This window comes from Antarctobacter jejuensis, assembly GCF_052266595.1.
Taxonomy (GTDB): Bacteria; Pseudomonadota; Alphaproteobacteria; order Rhodobacterales; family Rhodobacteraceae; genus Antarctobacter; species Antarctobacter jejuensis.
Genome location: NZ_JBQQXJ010000022.1, coordinates 1 through 14689 on the forward strand (window position 1 = coordinate 1; position 14689 = coordinate 14689).

General features: G+C 63.9%; 16 protein-coding genes. 6 read left to right on the forward strand and 10 right to left on the reverse strand.

Translation table 11 applies throughout. From position 1 onward, the window contains the following. The 6 genes from ACTXGA_RS21845 to ACTXGA_RS21870 all read right to left on the reverse strand — a co-directional run. Positions 1–211 (reverse strand): acetyl-coenzyme A synthetase N-terminal domain-containing protein (locus ACTXGA_RS21845; protein ID WP_443396840.1); only part of this gene is annotated, 211 nt, incomplete at its 3' end. A gap of 86 nt (positions 212–297) precedes the next feature. After that, complete coding sequence (locus ACTXGA_RS21850; RefSeq protein ID WP_443396841.1) at positions 298–1053, reverse strand: ABC transporter ATP-binding protein; 756 nt, start codon at positions 1051–1053, stop codon at positions 298–300. Positions 1054–1134: 81 nt separating this feature from the next. Next, on the reverse strand, positions 1135–1893 hold the full coding sequence (locus tag ACTXGA_RS21855) for an ABC transporter ATP-binding protein (RefSeq protein WP_443396842.1): 759 nt from the start codon (positions 1891–1893) through the stop codon (positions 1135–1137). 12 nt (positions 1894–1905) lie between these two features. Further along, entirely contained in the window at positions 1906–3105 is a 1200-nt protein-coding gene (locus ACTXGA_RS21860) for a branched-chain amino acid ABC transporter permease (RefSeq protein WP_443396843.1), read from the reverse strand. Positions 3106–3108: 3 nt separating this feature from the next. After that, positions 3109–4140 carry a branched-chain amino acid ABC transporter permease gene (locus ACTXGA_RS21865; protein WP_443396844.1) on the reverse strand — a complete coding sequence of 344 codons (1032 nt, stop codon included), beginning with the start codon at positions 4138–4140 and terminating at the stop codon, positions 3109–3111. A 78-nt stretch (positions 4141–4218) separates the two neighbouring features. Then, positions 4219–5556 (reverse strand): substrate-binding protein, encoded by a 1338-nt coding sequence (locus ACTXGA_RS21870; protein WP_443396845.1) that lies wholly within the window; start codon positions 5554–5556, stop codon positions 4219–4221. A 221-nt stretch (positions 5557–5777) separates the two neighbouring features. Here ACTXGA_RS21870 and ACTXGA_RS21875 point away from each other — a divergent pair, with 221 nt between their 5' ends. The 5 genes from ACTXGA_RS21875 to ACTXGA_RS21895 all read left to right on the forward strand — a co-directional run bounded on the left by ACTXGA_RS21875 (position 5778) and on the right by ACTXGA_RS21895 (position 11939). Continuing rightward, positions 5778–7088, forward strand: coding sequence for a helix-turn-helix domain-containing protein (locus tag ACTXGA_RS21875; RefSeq protein WP_443396846.1), 1311 nt, complete (start codon positions 5778–5780; stop codon positions 7086–7088). A 152-nt stretch (positions 7089–7240) separates the two neighbouring features. Continuing rightward, the gene (locus ACTXGA_RS21880) at positions 7241–7609 is read left to right on the forward strand and encodes a response regulator transcription factor (RefSeq protein WP_443396847.1); all 369 of its coding nucleotides are present in this window, start codon (positions 7241–7243) and stop codon (positions 7607–7609) included. Beyond that, positions 7606–7926, forward strand: coding sequence for a hypothetical protein (locus tag ACTXGA_RS21885; protein WP_443396848.1), 321 nt, complete (start codon positions 7606–7608; stop codon positions 7924–7926). Before ACTXGA_RS21880 ends, ACTXGA_RS21885 begins: the two co-directional genes overlap by 4 nt. Beyond that, positions 7923–10607: an ATP-binding protein gene (locus tag ACTXGA_RS21890; protein ID WP_443396849.1), complete on the forward strand. Its 2685-nt coding sequence runs from the start codon at positions 7923–7925 to the stop codon at positions 10605–10607. Before ACTXGA_RS21885 ends, ACTXGA_RS21890 begins: the two co-directional genes overlap by 4 nt. Before the next feature lie 111 nt (positions 10608–10718). Further along, positions 10719–11939: a FliM/FliN family flagellar motor switch protein gene (locus tag ACTXGA_RS21895; RefSeq protein WP_443396850.1), complete on the forward strand. Its 1221-nt coding sequence runs from the start codon at positions 10719–10721 to the stop codon at positions 11937–11939. A gap of 39 nt (positions 11940–11978) precedes the next feature. Here ACTXGA_RS21895 and ACTXGA_RS21900 read toward each other — a convergent pair whose 3' ends face one another. The 4 genes from ACTXGA_RS21900 to ACTXGA_RS21915 all read right to left on the reverse strand — a co-directional run bounded on the left by ACTXGA_RS21900 (position 11979) and on the right by ACTXGA_RS21915 (position 14204). Next, positions 11979–12404, reverse strand: a complete 426-nt coding sequence (locus ACTXGA_RS21900) for a protein tyrosine phosphatase family protein (protein ID WP_443396851.1) — start codon at positions 12402–12404, stop codon at positions 11979–11981. 9 nt (positions 12405–12413) lie between these two features. Then, a complete protein-coding gene (locus tag ACTXGA_RS21905) occupies positions 12414–12851 on the reverse strand; it encodes a DUF6691 family protein (protein ID WP_443396852.1) in 438 nt (145 codons plus the stop codon). A gap of 1 nt (position 12852) precedes the next feature. After that, positions 12853–13278 (reverse strand): YeeE/YedE family protein, encoded by a 426-nt coding sequence (locus ACTXGA_RS21910; RefSeq protein ID WP_443396853.1) that lies wholly within the window; start codon positions 13276–13278, stop codon positions 12853–12855. 62 nt (positions 13279–13340) lie between these two features. Continuing rightward, positions 13341–14204 (reverse strand): MBL fold metallo-hydrolase, encoded by an 864-nt coding sequence (locus tag ACTXGA_RS21915; protein ID WP_443396854.1) that lies wholly within the window; start codon positions 14202–14204, stop codon positions 13341–13343. A gap of 141 nt (positions 14205–14345) precedes the next feature. Here ACTXGA_RS21915 and ACTXGA_RS21920 point away from each other — a divergent pair, with 141 nt between their 5' ends. After that, on the forward strand, positions 14346–14666 hold the full coding sequence (locus ACTXGA_RS21920) for a TraR/DksA family transcriptional regulator (RefSeq protein ID WP_443396855.1): 321 nt from the start codon (positions 14346–14348) through the stop codon (positions 14664–14666). Positions 14667–14689: the final 23 nt, after the last annotated feature.

A 14689-nucleotide genomic window follows, 5' to 3' on the forward strand; every position in this document is an offset into this window, starting at 1 on the left:
CGTCCTCGAACCACTTGATCGAGACCTGGCCCAGGGTGAAATCGGTGTTCTTGATCTTGGTCGGCGCCTTGATCCAGTCCAGACGCTGCGCCTGCTCGGCCCAGAACGCCTCAGGATCCGCAACCGAGGCCGCGTACATCTGATCATAACGCGCCGCATCAACGTGGGCGTTTTTCACCAAGTCGTCTGATGGGGGGTAGGTGGTGCTCATCTTGGCTCTCCTCCAGAAATGCTTGGGGGCAGGGAAAACCTCCCCGCCCCCGAAATCAAGTGCTGCCTTGGTCGCGAGGCCGAAAATCAGATCGCCAGGTACTCGGATCGCAGGGTTTCATTTTCCAGCACCTCGGCGGCGCTGCCGTCAAAGACGACCGAACCGGTGTCGAGGATCACCGCGCGGTCGGCCAGTTGCAGCGCGCGCACTGCGTTCTGTTCGACGATGATCGTGGTCATGCCCTGTTCCTTGACGTGGCGCAGGGTCTTTTCGATCTCGTCGACGATGACCGGGGCCAGACCCTCGTAGGGTTCGTCCAGAAGCAGCACCTTGATGTCGCGGGCCAGCGCGCGGGCAATCGCCAGCATCTGCTGTTCGCCGCCCGACAGGGTCACGCCCTCCTGCTTGCGGCGTTCGCCGAGGCGCGGGAAGAGGTCATACAGGCGGTCCAGCGACCAGCCGATCGGCGGGGCGATCTGCGCCAGTTGCAGGTTTTCCTCGACCGTCAGGCCGGGAATGATGCGGCGGTCTTCGGGGACAAGCCCCAGACCGGCGGCAGAGGCCTGATGCGATTTCATCCGGTGCAGCGGCTGGTGATCCAGCCAGATTTCGCCGCTGTTCACCTGCGGGCTGTCCAGCCGCGCGATGGAGCGCAGTGTCGTGGTCTTGCCAGCGCCGTTGCGACCCAGAAGGGCGAGGATCTCACCTTCGTGCACGTTGAAGCTGATGCCCTGCACGATGTAGCTCTCGCCGTAGTAGGAGTGCATGTCGTAGACCGACAGAAAGGCCGGAGCCGTCTCTGCCATATTGGCGTTCTTGGAAAAATCGGGGCGGACGTTCATCTGTGGCTACTCCCGTTCGGGTTCGATCCCGGGACAAATAGGGTGGGGCCCCGGCGCGTTGGCCGGGGCGCGGTCGGCATGTCAGGTGTGGGATTCGCCCAGATAGGCTTCCTGTACCTTCGGATGGCCCTTGATTTTCTCGGGCACGTCCTCGACCAGCGGGGTGCCCTGCGCCAGAACGGTGATCCGGTCGGCAAGGCTGAACACCACGTGCATGTCGTGTTCGATGATCGCGATGGTGATGTCGCGCTCTTCCTTGATCTGCTTGAGCAGGTCGATGGTGTTGTTGGTGTCGGCCCGCGCCATGCCGGCGGTGGGTTCGTCCAGCAAGAGCAGCTTGGGCGACTGCACAAGGCACATCGCCATCTCCAGCCGCCGTTTGTCCCCGCGCGACATCGAGGCGGAATGCATGTGGCGCTTGTCCAGCATGTTCACCTCTTCCAGCATCTTTTCGGCCTCGGAAATGAGCTCACGCTCTTTCATGACCGATTCCACCGCATGCAGGCGGTAAGAACCGTCCCGCTTGGCGAAAAGCGGGATCATCATGTTTTCGAAGACCGTCAGATCGCCAAAGATCTCTGGCGTCTGGAAGACGCGGGAAATCCCCATCTGGTTGATCTCGTGCGGGCTGCGCCCCAGCACCGACTGGCCCTGGAACAGGACCGATCCGGTGTCGGGGATCAGCTTGCCCACGAGGCAGTTCAGCAGCGTGGATTTGCCCGCCCCGTTGGGGCCGATGATCGCGTGGCAGGTGTTTTCCTGCACCGAGAGGTTCACGTCCGACAGCGCCTTGAGGCCGCCGAACCGTTTGCCCACGTCTTTGATTTCAAGGATACCCATCTGTCTGTCTCCTTATTCCGCGGGCTCGGTGGTGGCCGACTTGGGGTCGTCCGCCTTCTTGCGGTTGAAGAGCCGGGCGATGCGCTGTCCACCTTCGACAAGGCCGCCGGGCAGGAAGATCACGACGCCCATGAACATCAGGCCCAGCGTCAGGTGCCAGCCCTTGCCCACGAAGGGGTGCAGGACGAAGACCACGAAATCCTCAAGGCCGTCCGGCATGAAGCTGAACCATGTGTGCAGCACGTTGTCGTTGATCTTGGAGAAGATGTTCTCGAAGTACTTGATGAGGCCTGCGCCCAGCACCGGGCCGATCAGGGTGCCCGCGCCGCCGAGGATGGTCATCAGGACAACCTCGCCCGAGGCGGTCCATTGCATCCGCTCCGCACCGGCCAGCGGGTCCATCGCCACCATCAGGCCACCGGCCAGACCGGCGTACATGCCGGAGATGACAAAGCAGGTCAGCATGTAGGGCTTGGGGTTGAGGCCGGTGTACTTCAGCCGCTGCTGGTTCGATTTGATCGCGCGCAGCATCATGCCGAAGGGCGAGCGGAAGATGCGGATCGCCAGGTAGAAGGAGGCCAGCATGATCAGACCGCAGACGTAGTAGCCCGCCGAGAAGGTGAACAGCCATGGGCCGACCGCCATCTCGTAGGCATCGCGCATTTCGAGGCCAAAGATGTTGGTCACCGGGATCGAGCCGTCTTCGGTCACCGAGGCACCAAGGATGCGGGGATCGTCCAGCGCCATGGTCAGGCCGGTTTCGCCGCCGGTGATCGGCGTCAGAACCGAGGCCGCCAGCGCAAAGGCCATCTGCGCAAAGGCCAGCGTCAGGATCGAGAAGTAGATCCCGGAGCGCCGCAGCGAGATATAGCCGATCAGCACCGCGAACAGCCCGGCCACCAGCGTGGAGACGATGATCGCCGGGATGATGTTCACGGTCAGCAGCTTCAGCATCCAGACCCCGGCGTAAGAGCCCGCGCCAAGGAAGGCGGCATGGCCGAACGAGAGGTATCCGGTCAGGCCGAACAGCAGGTTGAAGCCGATGGCGAAGACGCCGAAGATCACGAAACGCTGCATCAGGTCAGGATAGCCCGCGTTGAACTGCGCCATGCCGGAGTCGGCGGGGAACGGGTTCAGCAGGAAGGGCGCGAACAGGACCAGCGCGGCCACGATCAGCAGGAGGCGGGTGTCTTTTTTGTCGAGTCCGAACATGGATCAGTCCTCCATCACGCCCTTGCGGCCCATGAGCCCGCGGGGGCGGGTGAGCAGAATGACGATTGCGGCAAGGTAGATGACGATCTGGTTGATGCCGGGGATCAACTCGATCACTTCGCGCATCGAGGCAAAGCTTTCCAGAATGCCCAGCAGGAAGCCAGCGGCGACAGCGCCGGGCAATGAGCCCATGCCGCCGACGACGACCACCACGAAGGAGATCACCAGGAAGTCCATACCCATGTGATAGTTGGGCGCGTTGATGGGCGTGTACATCACCCCTGCCAGACCCGCGACAGCGGCAGCAAGGCCGAACATCAGGGTAAAGCGGCGGTCGATGTCGATACCCAACAGGCCCACGGTCTCGCGGTCCGCCATGCCGGCGCGGACAACCATGCCGAAGGTGGTGAACTGCAGGAAGGCAAAGACGCCGCCGATTACGATCATCGCAAAGAAGAAGTAGATGATCCGCCAGTAGGGGTAGTTGACCGCGCCCGGATCAAGGCCGATCAGAGCACCGAAATCATAGGTGCCGAACAGCGCCTGCGGTGCGGGCGTCGGGATCTGGTTGGCGCCGAAGTAATACTTGATCACTTCCTGCAGCACGATCGCAAGGCCGAAGGTCACAAGGATCTGGTCCGCGTGCGGGCGTTTGTAGAAGTGTTTGATCAGGCCGCGTTCCATGATGATTCCGAACAGGACCATCACCGGGATCGAGAAGACGATTGCCAGCGGGACGGACCAGTCGATGATCGACGCACCAGTGGCTTCGCCGAACATATCGTAGATATAGGGCACATCCACTTTCAGCGGGTTGCCCAGAAAGTCGGTGCGCGTCGGGTCGACGATTTCTCTCGACCAGGACAGCAGGCGTTGCAGGACGACAGCACAGAAGGCGCCCATCATGAACAGGGCGCCGTGCGCAAAGTTCACGACGCCAAGCGTGCCGAAGATCAGGGTCAGGCCGAGGGCGATAAGCGCATATGCGCTGCCCTTGTCCAACCCGTTCAGGATTTGGAGGATAATCTGGTCCATTGGGCCCTCGGGTCCAGTATGACAGGGAAAGCAGGAAGAGGGCCCTGCCCGCAGTGGGGGCAGGGCCGATGGGCGAGGTTACGCGCCCGGGTTGCAGGTGCCGAGTTCGCCGCCGAAGATCGAGGCGTCATAGGTGACCTGTGCGCGCGGGGTGATTTCCACGATCTCCAGAAGGTCGAATTCGGAGGTCGGGTTCTCTTTACCCTTCACGACCAGCACGTCCTTGAAGCACTGGTGGTCTTCGGCGCGGTACAGGGTCGGACCGTTGCCCAGGCCGTCGAATTCGAAGCCTTCGAGCGCTTCGGCAACCGAGCAGGGGTTGAACGAACCGCCACGGGTCACGGCGTCAGCATACAGCAGGGTCTGCACATAGCAGGTGTGCGCGGCCTGGCTCGGCGGGAAGCCGTACTTGGTGCCGAAGGACTTGACGAATGCCTTGGAGCCTTCGTCCTGCAGCGACCAGTGCCAGTTGGTGGAACCGAAGATGCCCTTGACGTTGGCGCCGGCACCCTTGGCCATCAGGCGCGAGTAGAGCGGAACGACGATTTCGAAGTTCTTGCCGTTCGCCTGCTTTTCACGCAGACCGAACTGAACGGCGGAGGTCAGCGAGTTGACCATGTTCGCGCCGTAGTGGTTCAGGACCAGAACGTCCGCGCCCGAGTTCAGAACCGGGGCGACATAGGACGAGAAGTCGGTCTGTGCCAGCGGGGTTTTGACCGCCGCGACGGTTTCCCAGCCCATGGCCTCTGTCGAGGTGCGGACCGCTTCTTCGGTGGTGTAACCCCAGTTGTAGTCTGCGGTCAGGTGATAGGCCTTGCGGTCCTTGCCGTAGTTGGCGGCGAGGATCGGCGCCAGCGCGGCACCGGACATGTAGGAGTTGAAGAAGTGACGGAAGCCGTTCGCCTTCTTGTCCTTGCCGGTGGTGTCGTTGGAGTGGGTCAGACCCGCCATGAAGATGATGCCGGCCTCTTGGCAGAGCGCCTGAACGGCCACGGCCACACCGGAGGACGAACCGCCGGTGATCATCACCGCGCCGTCTTTTTCGATCATCGAGCGTGCCGATGCGCGGGCGGCGTCAGGCTTGGTCTGGGTATCGCCGGTCACGTATTCGACCTTCTTGCCCATGATGCCGGTGCCATCCAGAACCTTGGATGAGAAGGTCGACAGCATGCCGCCGTCGCCACCACCGTTCAGATGCTCGACCGCCAGTTCGTAGGCGCGCAGTTCGTCGGCGCCCTCGTCAGCATATGCACCGGTCTGCGGCACGTTAAAGCCAAGGGTCACCGTGTCGCCGGTGGGTGCGTTGGTAAAGCCCGAGTGGCTTGCAGCGGACAGATAGGTGGGCAGAGCAAGGCCTGCACCGGCAGCCGCACCTGTCTTGATCACGCCGCGGCGTGTCACATGCAGTTTGGACATGAATTCCTCCCGTTTCGAGATTGCGCCCCTGGCTCTCCTCAGCGCGCGGGGGCGATCGCACATTTGTGCAAAAGTACTATGGCAGGAGGTTGGAAAACCGCGCAACAAGCGCTTTACTAAAAAGGCTTTTTTTGTCAACGTCTGCAAAGTAGACGATGGTATTCTGTAAAGGAGTTTATGTTGCGCCGCAGAAAGCCCTTGAAACGTCAAAGGAAAGCCAGTTGCCCCGTGACACGCTGACAGGGTCGCGAATTCGCGAAAGACGGGTGCTGCGGGGCATGAAACAGGCGGATCTTGCACGTCAGGCGGGTATTTCGGCCTCATACCTCAATCTGATCGAACATAACCGGCGCAGAATCGGCGGCAAACTGCTGCTTGAAATCGCCGATATCCTGCAGGTCGAACCGGCCGCCCTGACCGAAGGCGCGGGGGCGGCGCTGATCGCCACGCTGCGCGAGGCCGCCGCCGACATGCCGCAGGCCGGGGCCGAAACGGATCGCGTGGACGAATTCGCCGGGCGATTTCCGGGCTGGTCGCAGCTGCTGGCGCTCAGCCGGACCCGGATCACGCAGCTGGAGCGCAGCCTTGAGACGCTGAACGACCGGATGACTCATGACCCGCATCTGGCCGCCTCATTGCATGAGATGCTGTCGACGGTGACGGCGATCCGCTCCGCCGCCTCGATCCTTGCCGAGCCGGGTGAGGTGGACGCCGAATGGCAGGCCCGCTTTCACCGCAACATCTACGAGGACAGCGGGCGGCTTGCCGAAACCAGCCGGGGGCTTGTGACCTATCTGGAGGCGGATGAAACTTCGGCGCTGGACACCGGCGCCCCTCAGGAGGAACTGGACGCCGCGCTGGAATCGGCGGGCCATAGCGTTCCCGGTCTGGAACAGGGCGACGATGTCGCCGCCGCGCTGGACCGGCTGGGCAAGGGGCTGTCCTCTCCGGCGCGCGGGCTACTGCGCGGCTGGCTGGACCGATACGCACAGGACGCCCGCGCCTTGCCGATCGAGATGCTGGCGCCGCTGGTCGACAAGCTGGGTCCGGACCCGGCGGTCCTGGCGCAGGCGCTGGGGGCCGATCCGGCGCGGGTGATGCGGCGGCTGGCGGCGCTGCCGCATGACGTCCTGCCGACCCCGGTCGGGCTGGCCATCTGTGACGCCTCGGGCGTGCTGACCTATCGCAAGCCGCTGCCGGATTTCCCGATGCCGCGATTCGGGGCCGCCTGTCCGCTGTGGCCGCTGTACCGGGCGCTCAGCCGTCCGCATGTGATCCTTGCCGGGCCGGTCGCGCAGGCCGGGCGCGGCGGTGTCGCGCTCTGGGCAGAGGCGCTGGCCACGCCGATTGCAGGGCCTGCCGTCAATGCCGATCCGCTTTATCAGGCGCAGATGCTGGTCCGGCCGCTGCCGCCGGGGGCGGAACCGCCCGCAACCGTGCCGCAACTGGGTGTCGCCTGCCGGGTCTGCCCGCGTGAGGCCTGCGAAGCCCGGCGCGAACCCTCGATCCTTGCCTCTGCCATCCGGCGATAGGACAGCCTTGCGACCGGGCGGAGCCTGCCGCTGGAAACATGGCAGACTTGCCAACAGGTTTTTGACAGCACGTACATATAGTGCCTAAACTCCCGGCACCTGCAAGGGACGGACGTAAAAGATCCGAGGGAGGCAGGATGCGGGGGGAAGATATGGCAGGTCAGGTTTTGCTGATCGAAGACGAGCCGAATATCATCGAGGCGATCAGGTTCATCCTGTCGCGCGACGGGTGGCAGGTGCACACACATTCCAACGGCACCGACGCGGTGCAGATCGTGAGAGAGCGGGCACCGGACGTGGTGATTCTTGACGTGATGCTGCCGGGGCGGTCCGGCTATGACATCCTGCGCGAATTGCGCGACGATCCCGATCACGCGGATCTGCCGGTGCTGATGCTGACCGCGCGCGGCCAGACCAAGGACCGCGAACTGGCCGAACGCGCCGGTGCCAGCCGTTTCATGACCAAGCCGTTCTCGAATTCCGAGGTGCTTGACGCCGTGCGGGCGCTGTCGCCGCAATGACCGACCCCACGCCCGAGCCGTCCCGGCCCCAGCCGCGGACCCTGCCGGGCACGGTGGTTCCCAATTACGTCGAACGGCGCACCTTTCGCCGCCGCCGTCTGATTGATGCGGCCTGCGCGCTGCCGCTCTTGGGGTGGATCCTGTGGTGGCTGCCGCTGTTCTGGCACGGGGCAGAGAACGAGGTTCCGGCCTCCATGGCGCTGATCTACATCTTCGGCATCTGGCTGGCGCTTGGTCTTTGCGCCGCGCGTCTGGTGCGGCTGATCGAACGGTCCCGGATGCCAGAGCCTGGCACCGGGGCGGAGGAACAGCCGTGAATTCGCTGAACGCGCTGGCGGTCATCTCGATCAGCTATGTCGCGCTGCTGTTTGCCGTCGCCTTCTTTGCCGAACGCGCGGCGCAACGCGGGCGCGGGCGGTGGCTGCGGGCGCCCATCGTCTACACGCTGTCGCTGTCGATCTATTGCACCGCATGGACGTTCTACGGCGCGGTGGGCAGCGCGGTGCGCGGCGGGTTCGAATACCTGACGATCTACCTTGGACCCAGCCTTGTCATGCTGGGCTGGTGGTGGATCCTGCGCAAGCTGGTGCGCATCGGGCGCAACCAGCGGATCACCTCGGTCGCGGACCTGATCTCTTCGCGCTATGGCAAATCGAACCTGTTGGGCATCGGCGTCACCATCCTCGCCGTGATCGGCACCACGCCTTATATCGCGCTGCAATTGCAGTCGGTGACGCTCTCGGTTGAGGTCTTTGCCCCGCCAGGCAGCGGCGTGTCCGGTGACAAGTATTCCACCGCCTTCTGGGTGGCCGCCGGGCTGGCGGTCTTTACCGTGATCTTCGGCACGCGCAATCTGGACGCCAATGAACGGCACCACGGCGTCGTCATGGCCATCGCGGTCGAGGCGGTGGTCAAGCTGTTTGCGCTGGTTTCGCTGGGTGTCTTCGTCGTCTGGGGGATCTCGGGCGGGGTCGGAGAGACCTTGGCGCGGATCGACGACTCTCCGCTGGGGACGTGGCAGGTGAACAACGGGCGCTGGGCGGGGCTGATGCTGGTCTCTGCCGCCGCCTTCATCTGTCTGCCGCGCATGTTCCAGGTACTGGTGGTCGAGAATGACAACGACGCGCAGCTGCGCATGGCGGCCTGGGCCTTTCCCATCTACCTGATGCTGATGAGCCTCTTCATCGTGCCCATCGCGGTGGTGGGGCTGGAATTGATGCCAGAGGGGGCGAACCCGGATCTGTTTGTCCTGACCGTGCCCCTGAGCCAGGGGCAGGACGGGCTGGCGATGCTGTCGTTTCTGGGCGGGTTTTCCTCGGCCACCTCGATGGTCATCGTGGCGGCGATTGCGCTGTCGACCATGGTGTCGAACCACATCGTGATGCCGGTCTGGCTGCGTCTGCGCGAAGGCACGGCGAGCGTGTCCGGCGACGTGCGCAACGTGGTGCTGCTGTCGCGCCGCCTGTCGATCGCCGGGGTCCTGCTGCTGGGCTATCTCTACTACGCGCTGTCCGGGGGCGGCACAGAATTGGCGGCCATCGGTCTGATCTCTTTCACCGGGGTCGCGCAGGTGCTGCCGGTCCTGATTGGCGGGATTTTCTGGCGGGGGGCCACCCGCTACGGCGCCCTGGCGGGTCTGACCGCCGGCTTTTCGACCTGGATGTATACGCTTTACCTGCCCTCCGTGGGGCCGGGGGTTGTGCTGCCTGCCAGTTGGTTCACCGAGGGGCCGCTGGGCATCATGGCGCTACGCCCAGAGGCGCTGTTCGGCATTTCGCTGGACGATCCCCTGCTGCACGCCATGTTCTGGAGCCTGCTGCTGAACACCATCGCCTTTGTCGCGGGGTCGCTGTTCAGCGATGCCTCTCCGCTGGAACGTCTGCAAGGCGCGCAGTTCGTCTCGGCCCAGCAGGCCGGGGCAGGGCCGCGCAGCTGGTTGCAGGGCACGGCGCAAAGCGAAGACCTGATGGTCATGACCCAGCGCATTCTGGGCGCGGACGAGGCGCAGGCGATGTTTCTGCGCGAGGCGCGTTCGCAGGGGGTGGAGGGCGATCTGCCCGCGCCAACGCCGGAATTCCTGCAGCGGCTGGAACGGGAACTGGCCGGCTCCGTGGGCGCGGCCACGGCCCATGCGATGGTCGGCCAGATCGTCGGCGGGGCCATGGTCTCGGTCGAGGATCTGATGGCGGTGGCGGATGAAACCGCCCAGATGATGGAATATTCCGCCCGGCTGGAGGCGCAGTCGCAGGAACTGACCCGCACCGCCGGGGAGTTGCGCCGCGCCAACGAAAAGCTGACCCGGCTGTCGGTGCAGAAGGACGCCTTTCTCAGCCAGATCAGCCATGAGCTGCGCACGCCCATGAGCTCGATTCGCGCCTTTTCCGAAATCCTGCGCGACACCGATGGCCTGTCGAGGTCCGATCAGAATCGCTATGCCTCGATCATCCATGACGAGGCGATGCGCCTGACCCGCCTGCTGGACGACCTGCTGGACCTGTCGGTGCTGGAAAACGGGCAGGTCAGCCTGAACCTTGGCGAGGGGCGGCTGGAGGATGTGCTGGACCGCGCGGTGTCAGCGGCGCTGGCGAATGAGGCGTCGTCCGGGCTGCGGATCAAGCGGCGCCGGATCAACGAGCAGGTCTTGCTGTCCACCGATGTGGAGCGGCTGAGCCAGGTTTTCATCAACCTGATCGCCAATGCCCAGAAATACTGCGACGCCGAGGACAAGGAGTTGCAGATCTCGGTGACCGAGGCGCGGGGCGAAATTCTGGTCGATTTCATCGACAATGGCTCTGGCGTCGCGCCGGAGGCTCAGGACGTGATTTTCGAGAAATTCGCCCGGGTCAGCGACCAGAAGGCCGGTGGCGCGGGGCTGGGATTGGCGATATCGCGCCAGATCGTGACGCGGCTGGGCGGGCAGATCAGCTATCTGCCGGATCGGGGCGGGGCGGCCTTCCGCGTGCAATTGCCAATCAGACAGGCGATGGCCGCACAGTGACCCGCGCGCCACAGTAAGAAAATCCAAAGAATTGGTGAGCCGTTAAAGCGGTTGGTAACCAAATCCGCCGATAACAGCCTTGGAGGCAGTTAATGACGGGCATTCTTCTGCATGGCTGATGGCGCACGCAACGACGTTCTGGGTCAAAAGGCTCAAGCGGCTCAGCGCGCTTACGACGCGCGTGGCATGTCAATGCCAAAGGCATTGCGCCGTGCCCTGTCGCGCACGGCGGATGTGCTGTGGGATCTGGCGCTGGTCACGCAGAACGTCACTGTCGAGATGCGCGATCAGGATGAGGTTGTCGAAGGGCTTGGGTCGCGCGATCTACTGGTTTTGCTGGAGGGGCCGGAGGGTGCGGTGGGAATCGCCGCCATCGACCGTCAGGTGCTGACCGGCGTGGTCGAGGTGCAGACCATCGCGCAGGTCACCCAGATGCCCGTGGATGAGGAACGCATCGTCACCCAGACCGATGCCGCCATGATGTCACCCCTGCTGGACGGGGCGCTGACCCGCATGGCCGAAATGCTGGCCGATCACCCCCTGCATGGGCAGTTGGAGGGCTTTCGCTTTGGCGCGCAGATCGAGGATTCGCGCGCTGTTTCGCTGTTGCTGGACGCCGCCGCCTACCGGGTATTCCGGGCAGAGGTGGATCTTGCCTTGGGTCGGCGGCGAGGGGCGTTGCAACTGGTCCTGCCCGAACGCAAACCGCGCCGGACCGGGTCCGACGCGGTGCAGGGTCCCGGCCCGCACGAGGAACGGCTGAGCCGGGTGCCGGTGCGCCTGTCCGCGGTGCTGAGCCGGCTTACGCTGCCGCTCAGCCGGGCGGAGGCGTTGAAAACCGGTGATCTGCTGGCGCTGCCGCCGGATGCGCTCGACAAGGTGGAGGTCACCGCAGGGCGCGGCAACCTTGTTGCACGCGGGCGGCTGGGGCAGCTCAACGGGCTGCGCGCGGTGCGGCTGAACTGGCCGGTGGTCGGCGCGGCGGGGATGTCCGCTGGCGCGCGACCCGCCCGCGAGGGCGCAGAGCCGGACCTTGACGACTTCTCCGGTGCGACAGCCGGCGCGGCGGCGGGCAAGCCTGAAAAGGCGCCGGCCAAACTGCCGGCATTGCAGGCACCTGCGGCGGCGGAACCGGCGGATACGGATCTGCCCGATCTGCCACCGGTCGATTTCGGGGCGGATGTGGCAGAGTTCGACTTTGATTCGGGGGATTTTCCTGACGGGGCAGAAGGGGGCGCAGATGACGCGCAGCCTATGGCAGCCCTGCCGGATATGGATATGGGCGACGGCTTTGCCGCCGCGCCGCTAGACTTCGATTTCGACGAGAAATAACGGGCGCCGCCAAGGTTCTGTCGGCGGCGCCAAAAGGCCTCAGGGCTTGGCCAGGGTCTCAAGTGTCGGACGCAGGCCCGACAGGTTGTATCCGGCCTTTGCCGTAGCCTCCAGAACGCCTTCGGCGCCCATTTCCTCGGCATGGCCAAGTGCCCAGATCACCGAACAGCGGGTGCCGGAGGCGCAATAGGCCAGAACCGGCCCCTCTGCGCTGTCCGCCAGATCCGACTGCTTGAGAATGTTCTCGGCGGTCATGGTCTGGTGGGTCAGGGGCAGCACCTCAAAGCGCAGCCCCTCTGCCTCGACCGCCGCGCGCATGGCGGCGGCCTGCAGCATCGGCGGCACCTCGTTGTCCGGCCGGTTGCAGATCACCAGCGAATAGCCGGCGGCCTTGATCGCGGGGGCGTCCCCGGGCTCGATCTGCGGCGAGACGTGATAGCGGTCTGTGATGGCGTGCGGTGTCATGGCTTGGGTTTATTCCGCCGGAACGGCCCTGTCCAGACGATCACGCAGCTGGGGTGCGAGGAGCATCCCGCCGATCATCGCTGCGACAAAGACATAAAGCCCAAAGCCCCCGTAGCTGAGCGAGGCGATGGCCGGCCCCGGGCACAGACCCGCCAGACCCCAGCCGATCCCGAACAGCACCGAGCCGAGAACCAGCTTGCCGTCGATTTCCTTTGACGGCGGCGGCGGCAGCGCACCCCCGGTCAGCGCCGAGGTGCGCCGGGTGCGGATCAGCCAGGCGATGGCCATGGGGATCATTGCCCCGCCCATGACAAAGGCCAGCGTCGGATCCCAGTTGCCGAAGACATCCAGCCAGCCCTGCACCTTGGCGGTGTCGGTCATGCCGGAGATGAAGAGGCCCGCGCCAAACAGGCCGCCGGCCAGAAAGGCCACGATAAGCTTGTCCATGTCAGATCACTCCCAGGAAATGCCGGAACAGGACGACGCCCAGACCGCCGGCAAGGATGTAGATACAGGTCGCCACGATCCCGCGGATCGACAGGCGCGACATACCGCAGACGCCATGTCCCGAGGTGCAGCCATTGGCGACACGGGTGCCGATGCCGACCAGCAGACCGGCGGCGGCCAGCACGAAGAGGTTGTCGGTGATATGGGTGTCCACGGTGCCATACAGCGGCAACAGCAGCAGCGGCAGCAGCGCGACGCCCAGCAGGAATACGAGGCGTTCCACCGCCGTCGACCATCCCGATCCGTCGACGAGACCGCCGACGATGCCGCTGGCGCCCATGATGCGCCCGTTGCCGAGGAGATAGACAGCCCCTCCCGTGCCGATCAGCAATCCGCCGATCAGCCCCCAAATCCAATCGATTGGCATGGTAGCGTTTCCTTTTCTTTCGAGTGACGCGCCCGGTTCGCGGCGGGGCGCGTCAGAATTGTTCAGAGCTTGTTGACGGGCACCTTGAGGAACACGTCGCCCTTTTTATCCGGTTCGGGCATCTTGCCCGCGCGCATGTTCACCTGCAGCGAGGGGATGATCAGCTTGGGCATGGCCAGTTGTGCGTCGCGCGTGTCGCGCATCTCGACGAACTGTTCCTTGGACTTTCCCTCGCCCACGTGCACGTTCATGGCCTTCTGCTCACCCACGGTGGTTTCCCACGCATAGTCGTCGCGGCCCGGCGCCTTGTAGTCGTGGCCGACAAAGATGCGCGTCTCGTCCGGCAGGGCGAGGATCTTTTGTACCGATTCATACATCGTTTCGGACGACCCGCCGGGGAAGTCACAGCGCGCGGTGCCGAAATCGGGCATGAACAGCGTGTCGCCGACAAAGGCCGCGTCGCCAATCACATAGGTCAGGCAGGCGGGCGTGTGGCCCGGTGTGTGCAGAACATCGACGCGCATCTGGCCGATATGAACGCTGTCGCCCTCGACGAACAATTTGTCGAACTGCGAGCCGTCGCGCTGGAATTCGGTCCCTTCGTTGAAGACCTTGCCAAAGGTGTCCTGAACAACCGTAATCCGGTCGCCGATGCCGATCTTGCCGCCCAGTTGTTCCTGGATATACGGCGCGGCGGACAGGTGGTCTGCGTGGACATGGGTTTCCAGCAGCCATTCGACGTTGTACCCTTTTTCCTTGACGAAGGCGATGACCGCGTCGGCGGATTTGGTATCGGTCCGGCCAGACGAATAGTCAAAGTCCAGCACGCTGTCGATCACCGCGCAGGACGATCCATTGGGATCGCGCACGACATAGGAGATCGTGTTGGTGGCGTCGTCAAAAAAGGCAGTGACTTCGGGTTTCATGAGATTTCCCTCCACAGGATTTCCGTATTCATATACACAAACATGAATATGTTTCAAGAGCGAAGTGGCCTTGACCTGTATCAAGGAGGCCGGTGCGACGCTTTGACAGAGTAAGGTAACGAAAGAAGGAGACGTTGAACCATGTCCCATCATGCCCGGAAACTGGCCTTGCTGGAACGCCTACGTGCGCTGGGCGTGCGGCTGGAGGATATCGAGGACGAGCTTGAGGCCCCGCATTCGAAAGATTGGGATGAAATGGCGGTTGAGCGCGAAGGCGAAGAGGTGCTTGAACGGTTGGGGGAGAGCGGTAAGGCTGAAATTGCCCGAATCCGTGCCGCGCTGCAGCGGATGGCGCGCGGGGAATATGGCATCTGCACGCGCTGCGGCGATGAAATCTCGGATGAGCGGCTGACGGTTCTGCCGGAAACGCCGCTTTGCAAGACTTGTGCCGCGTCAGTCTGACGGCGGCGCGCAACTGACAGGAG

Bases quoted from the DNA above. Each gene is read 5' to 3' on its own strand.
- ACTXGA_RS21900 (WP_443396851.1), bottom strand. From the start codon at position 12,404: ATGACACCGCACGCCATCACAGACCGCTATCACGTCTCGCCGCAGATC.
- ACTXGA_RS21860 (WP_443396843.1), bottom strand. From the start codon at position 3,105: ATGTTCGGACTCGACAAAAAAGACACCCGCCTCCTGCTGATCGTGGCC.
- ACTXGA_RS21885 (WP_443396848.1), top strand. From the start codon at position 7,606: ATGACCGACCCCACGCCCGAGCCGTCCCGGCCCCAGCCGCGGACCCTG.
- ACTXGA_RS21855 (WP_443396842.1), bottom strand. From the start codon at position 1,893: ATGGGTATCCTTGAAATCAAAGACGTGGGCAAACGGTTCGGCGGCCTC.
- ACTXGA_RS21865 (WP_443396844.1), bottom strand. From the start codon at position 4,140: ATGGACCAGATTATCCTCCAAATCCTGAACGGGTTGGACAAGGGCAGC.
- ACTXGA_RS21870 (WP_443396845.1), bottom strand. From the start codon at position 5,556: ATGTCCAAACTGCATGTGACACGCCGCGGCGTGATCAAGACAGGTGCG.
- ACTXGA_RS21910 (WP_443396853.1), bottom strand. From the start codon at position 13,278: ATGCCAATCGATTGGATTTGGGGGCTGATCGGCGGATTGCTGATCGGC.
- ACTXGA_RS21850 (WP_443396841.1), bottom strand. From the start codon at position 1,053: ATGAACGTCCGCCCCGATTTTTCCAAGAACGCCAATATGGCAGAGACG.
- ACTXGA_RS21895 (WP_443396850.1), top strand. From the start codon at position 10,719: ATGGCTGATGGCGCACGCAACGACGTTCTGGGTCAAAAGGCTCAAGCG.
- ACTXGA_RS21905 (WP_443396852.1), bottom strand. From the start codon at position 12,851: ATGGACAAGCTTATCGTGGCCTTTCTGGCCGGCGGCCTGTTTGGCGCG.
- ACTXGA_RS21915 (WP_443396854.1), bottom strand. From the start codon at position 14,204: ATGAAACCCGAAGTCACTGCCTTTTTTGACGACGCCACCAACACGATC.
- ACTXGA_RS21920 (WP_443396855.1), top strand. From the start codon at position 14,346: ATGTCCCATCATGCCCGGAAACTGGCCTTGCTGGAACGCCTACGTGCG.
- ACTXGA_RS21880 (WP_443396847.1), top strand. From the start codon at position 7,241: ATGGCAGGTCAGGTTTTGCTGATCGAAGACGAGCCGAATATCATCGAG.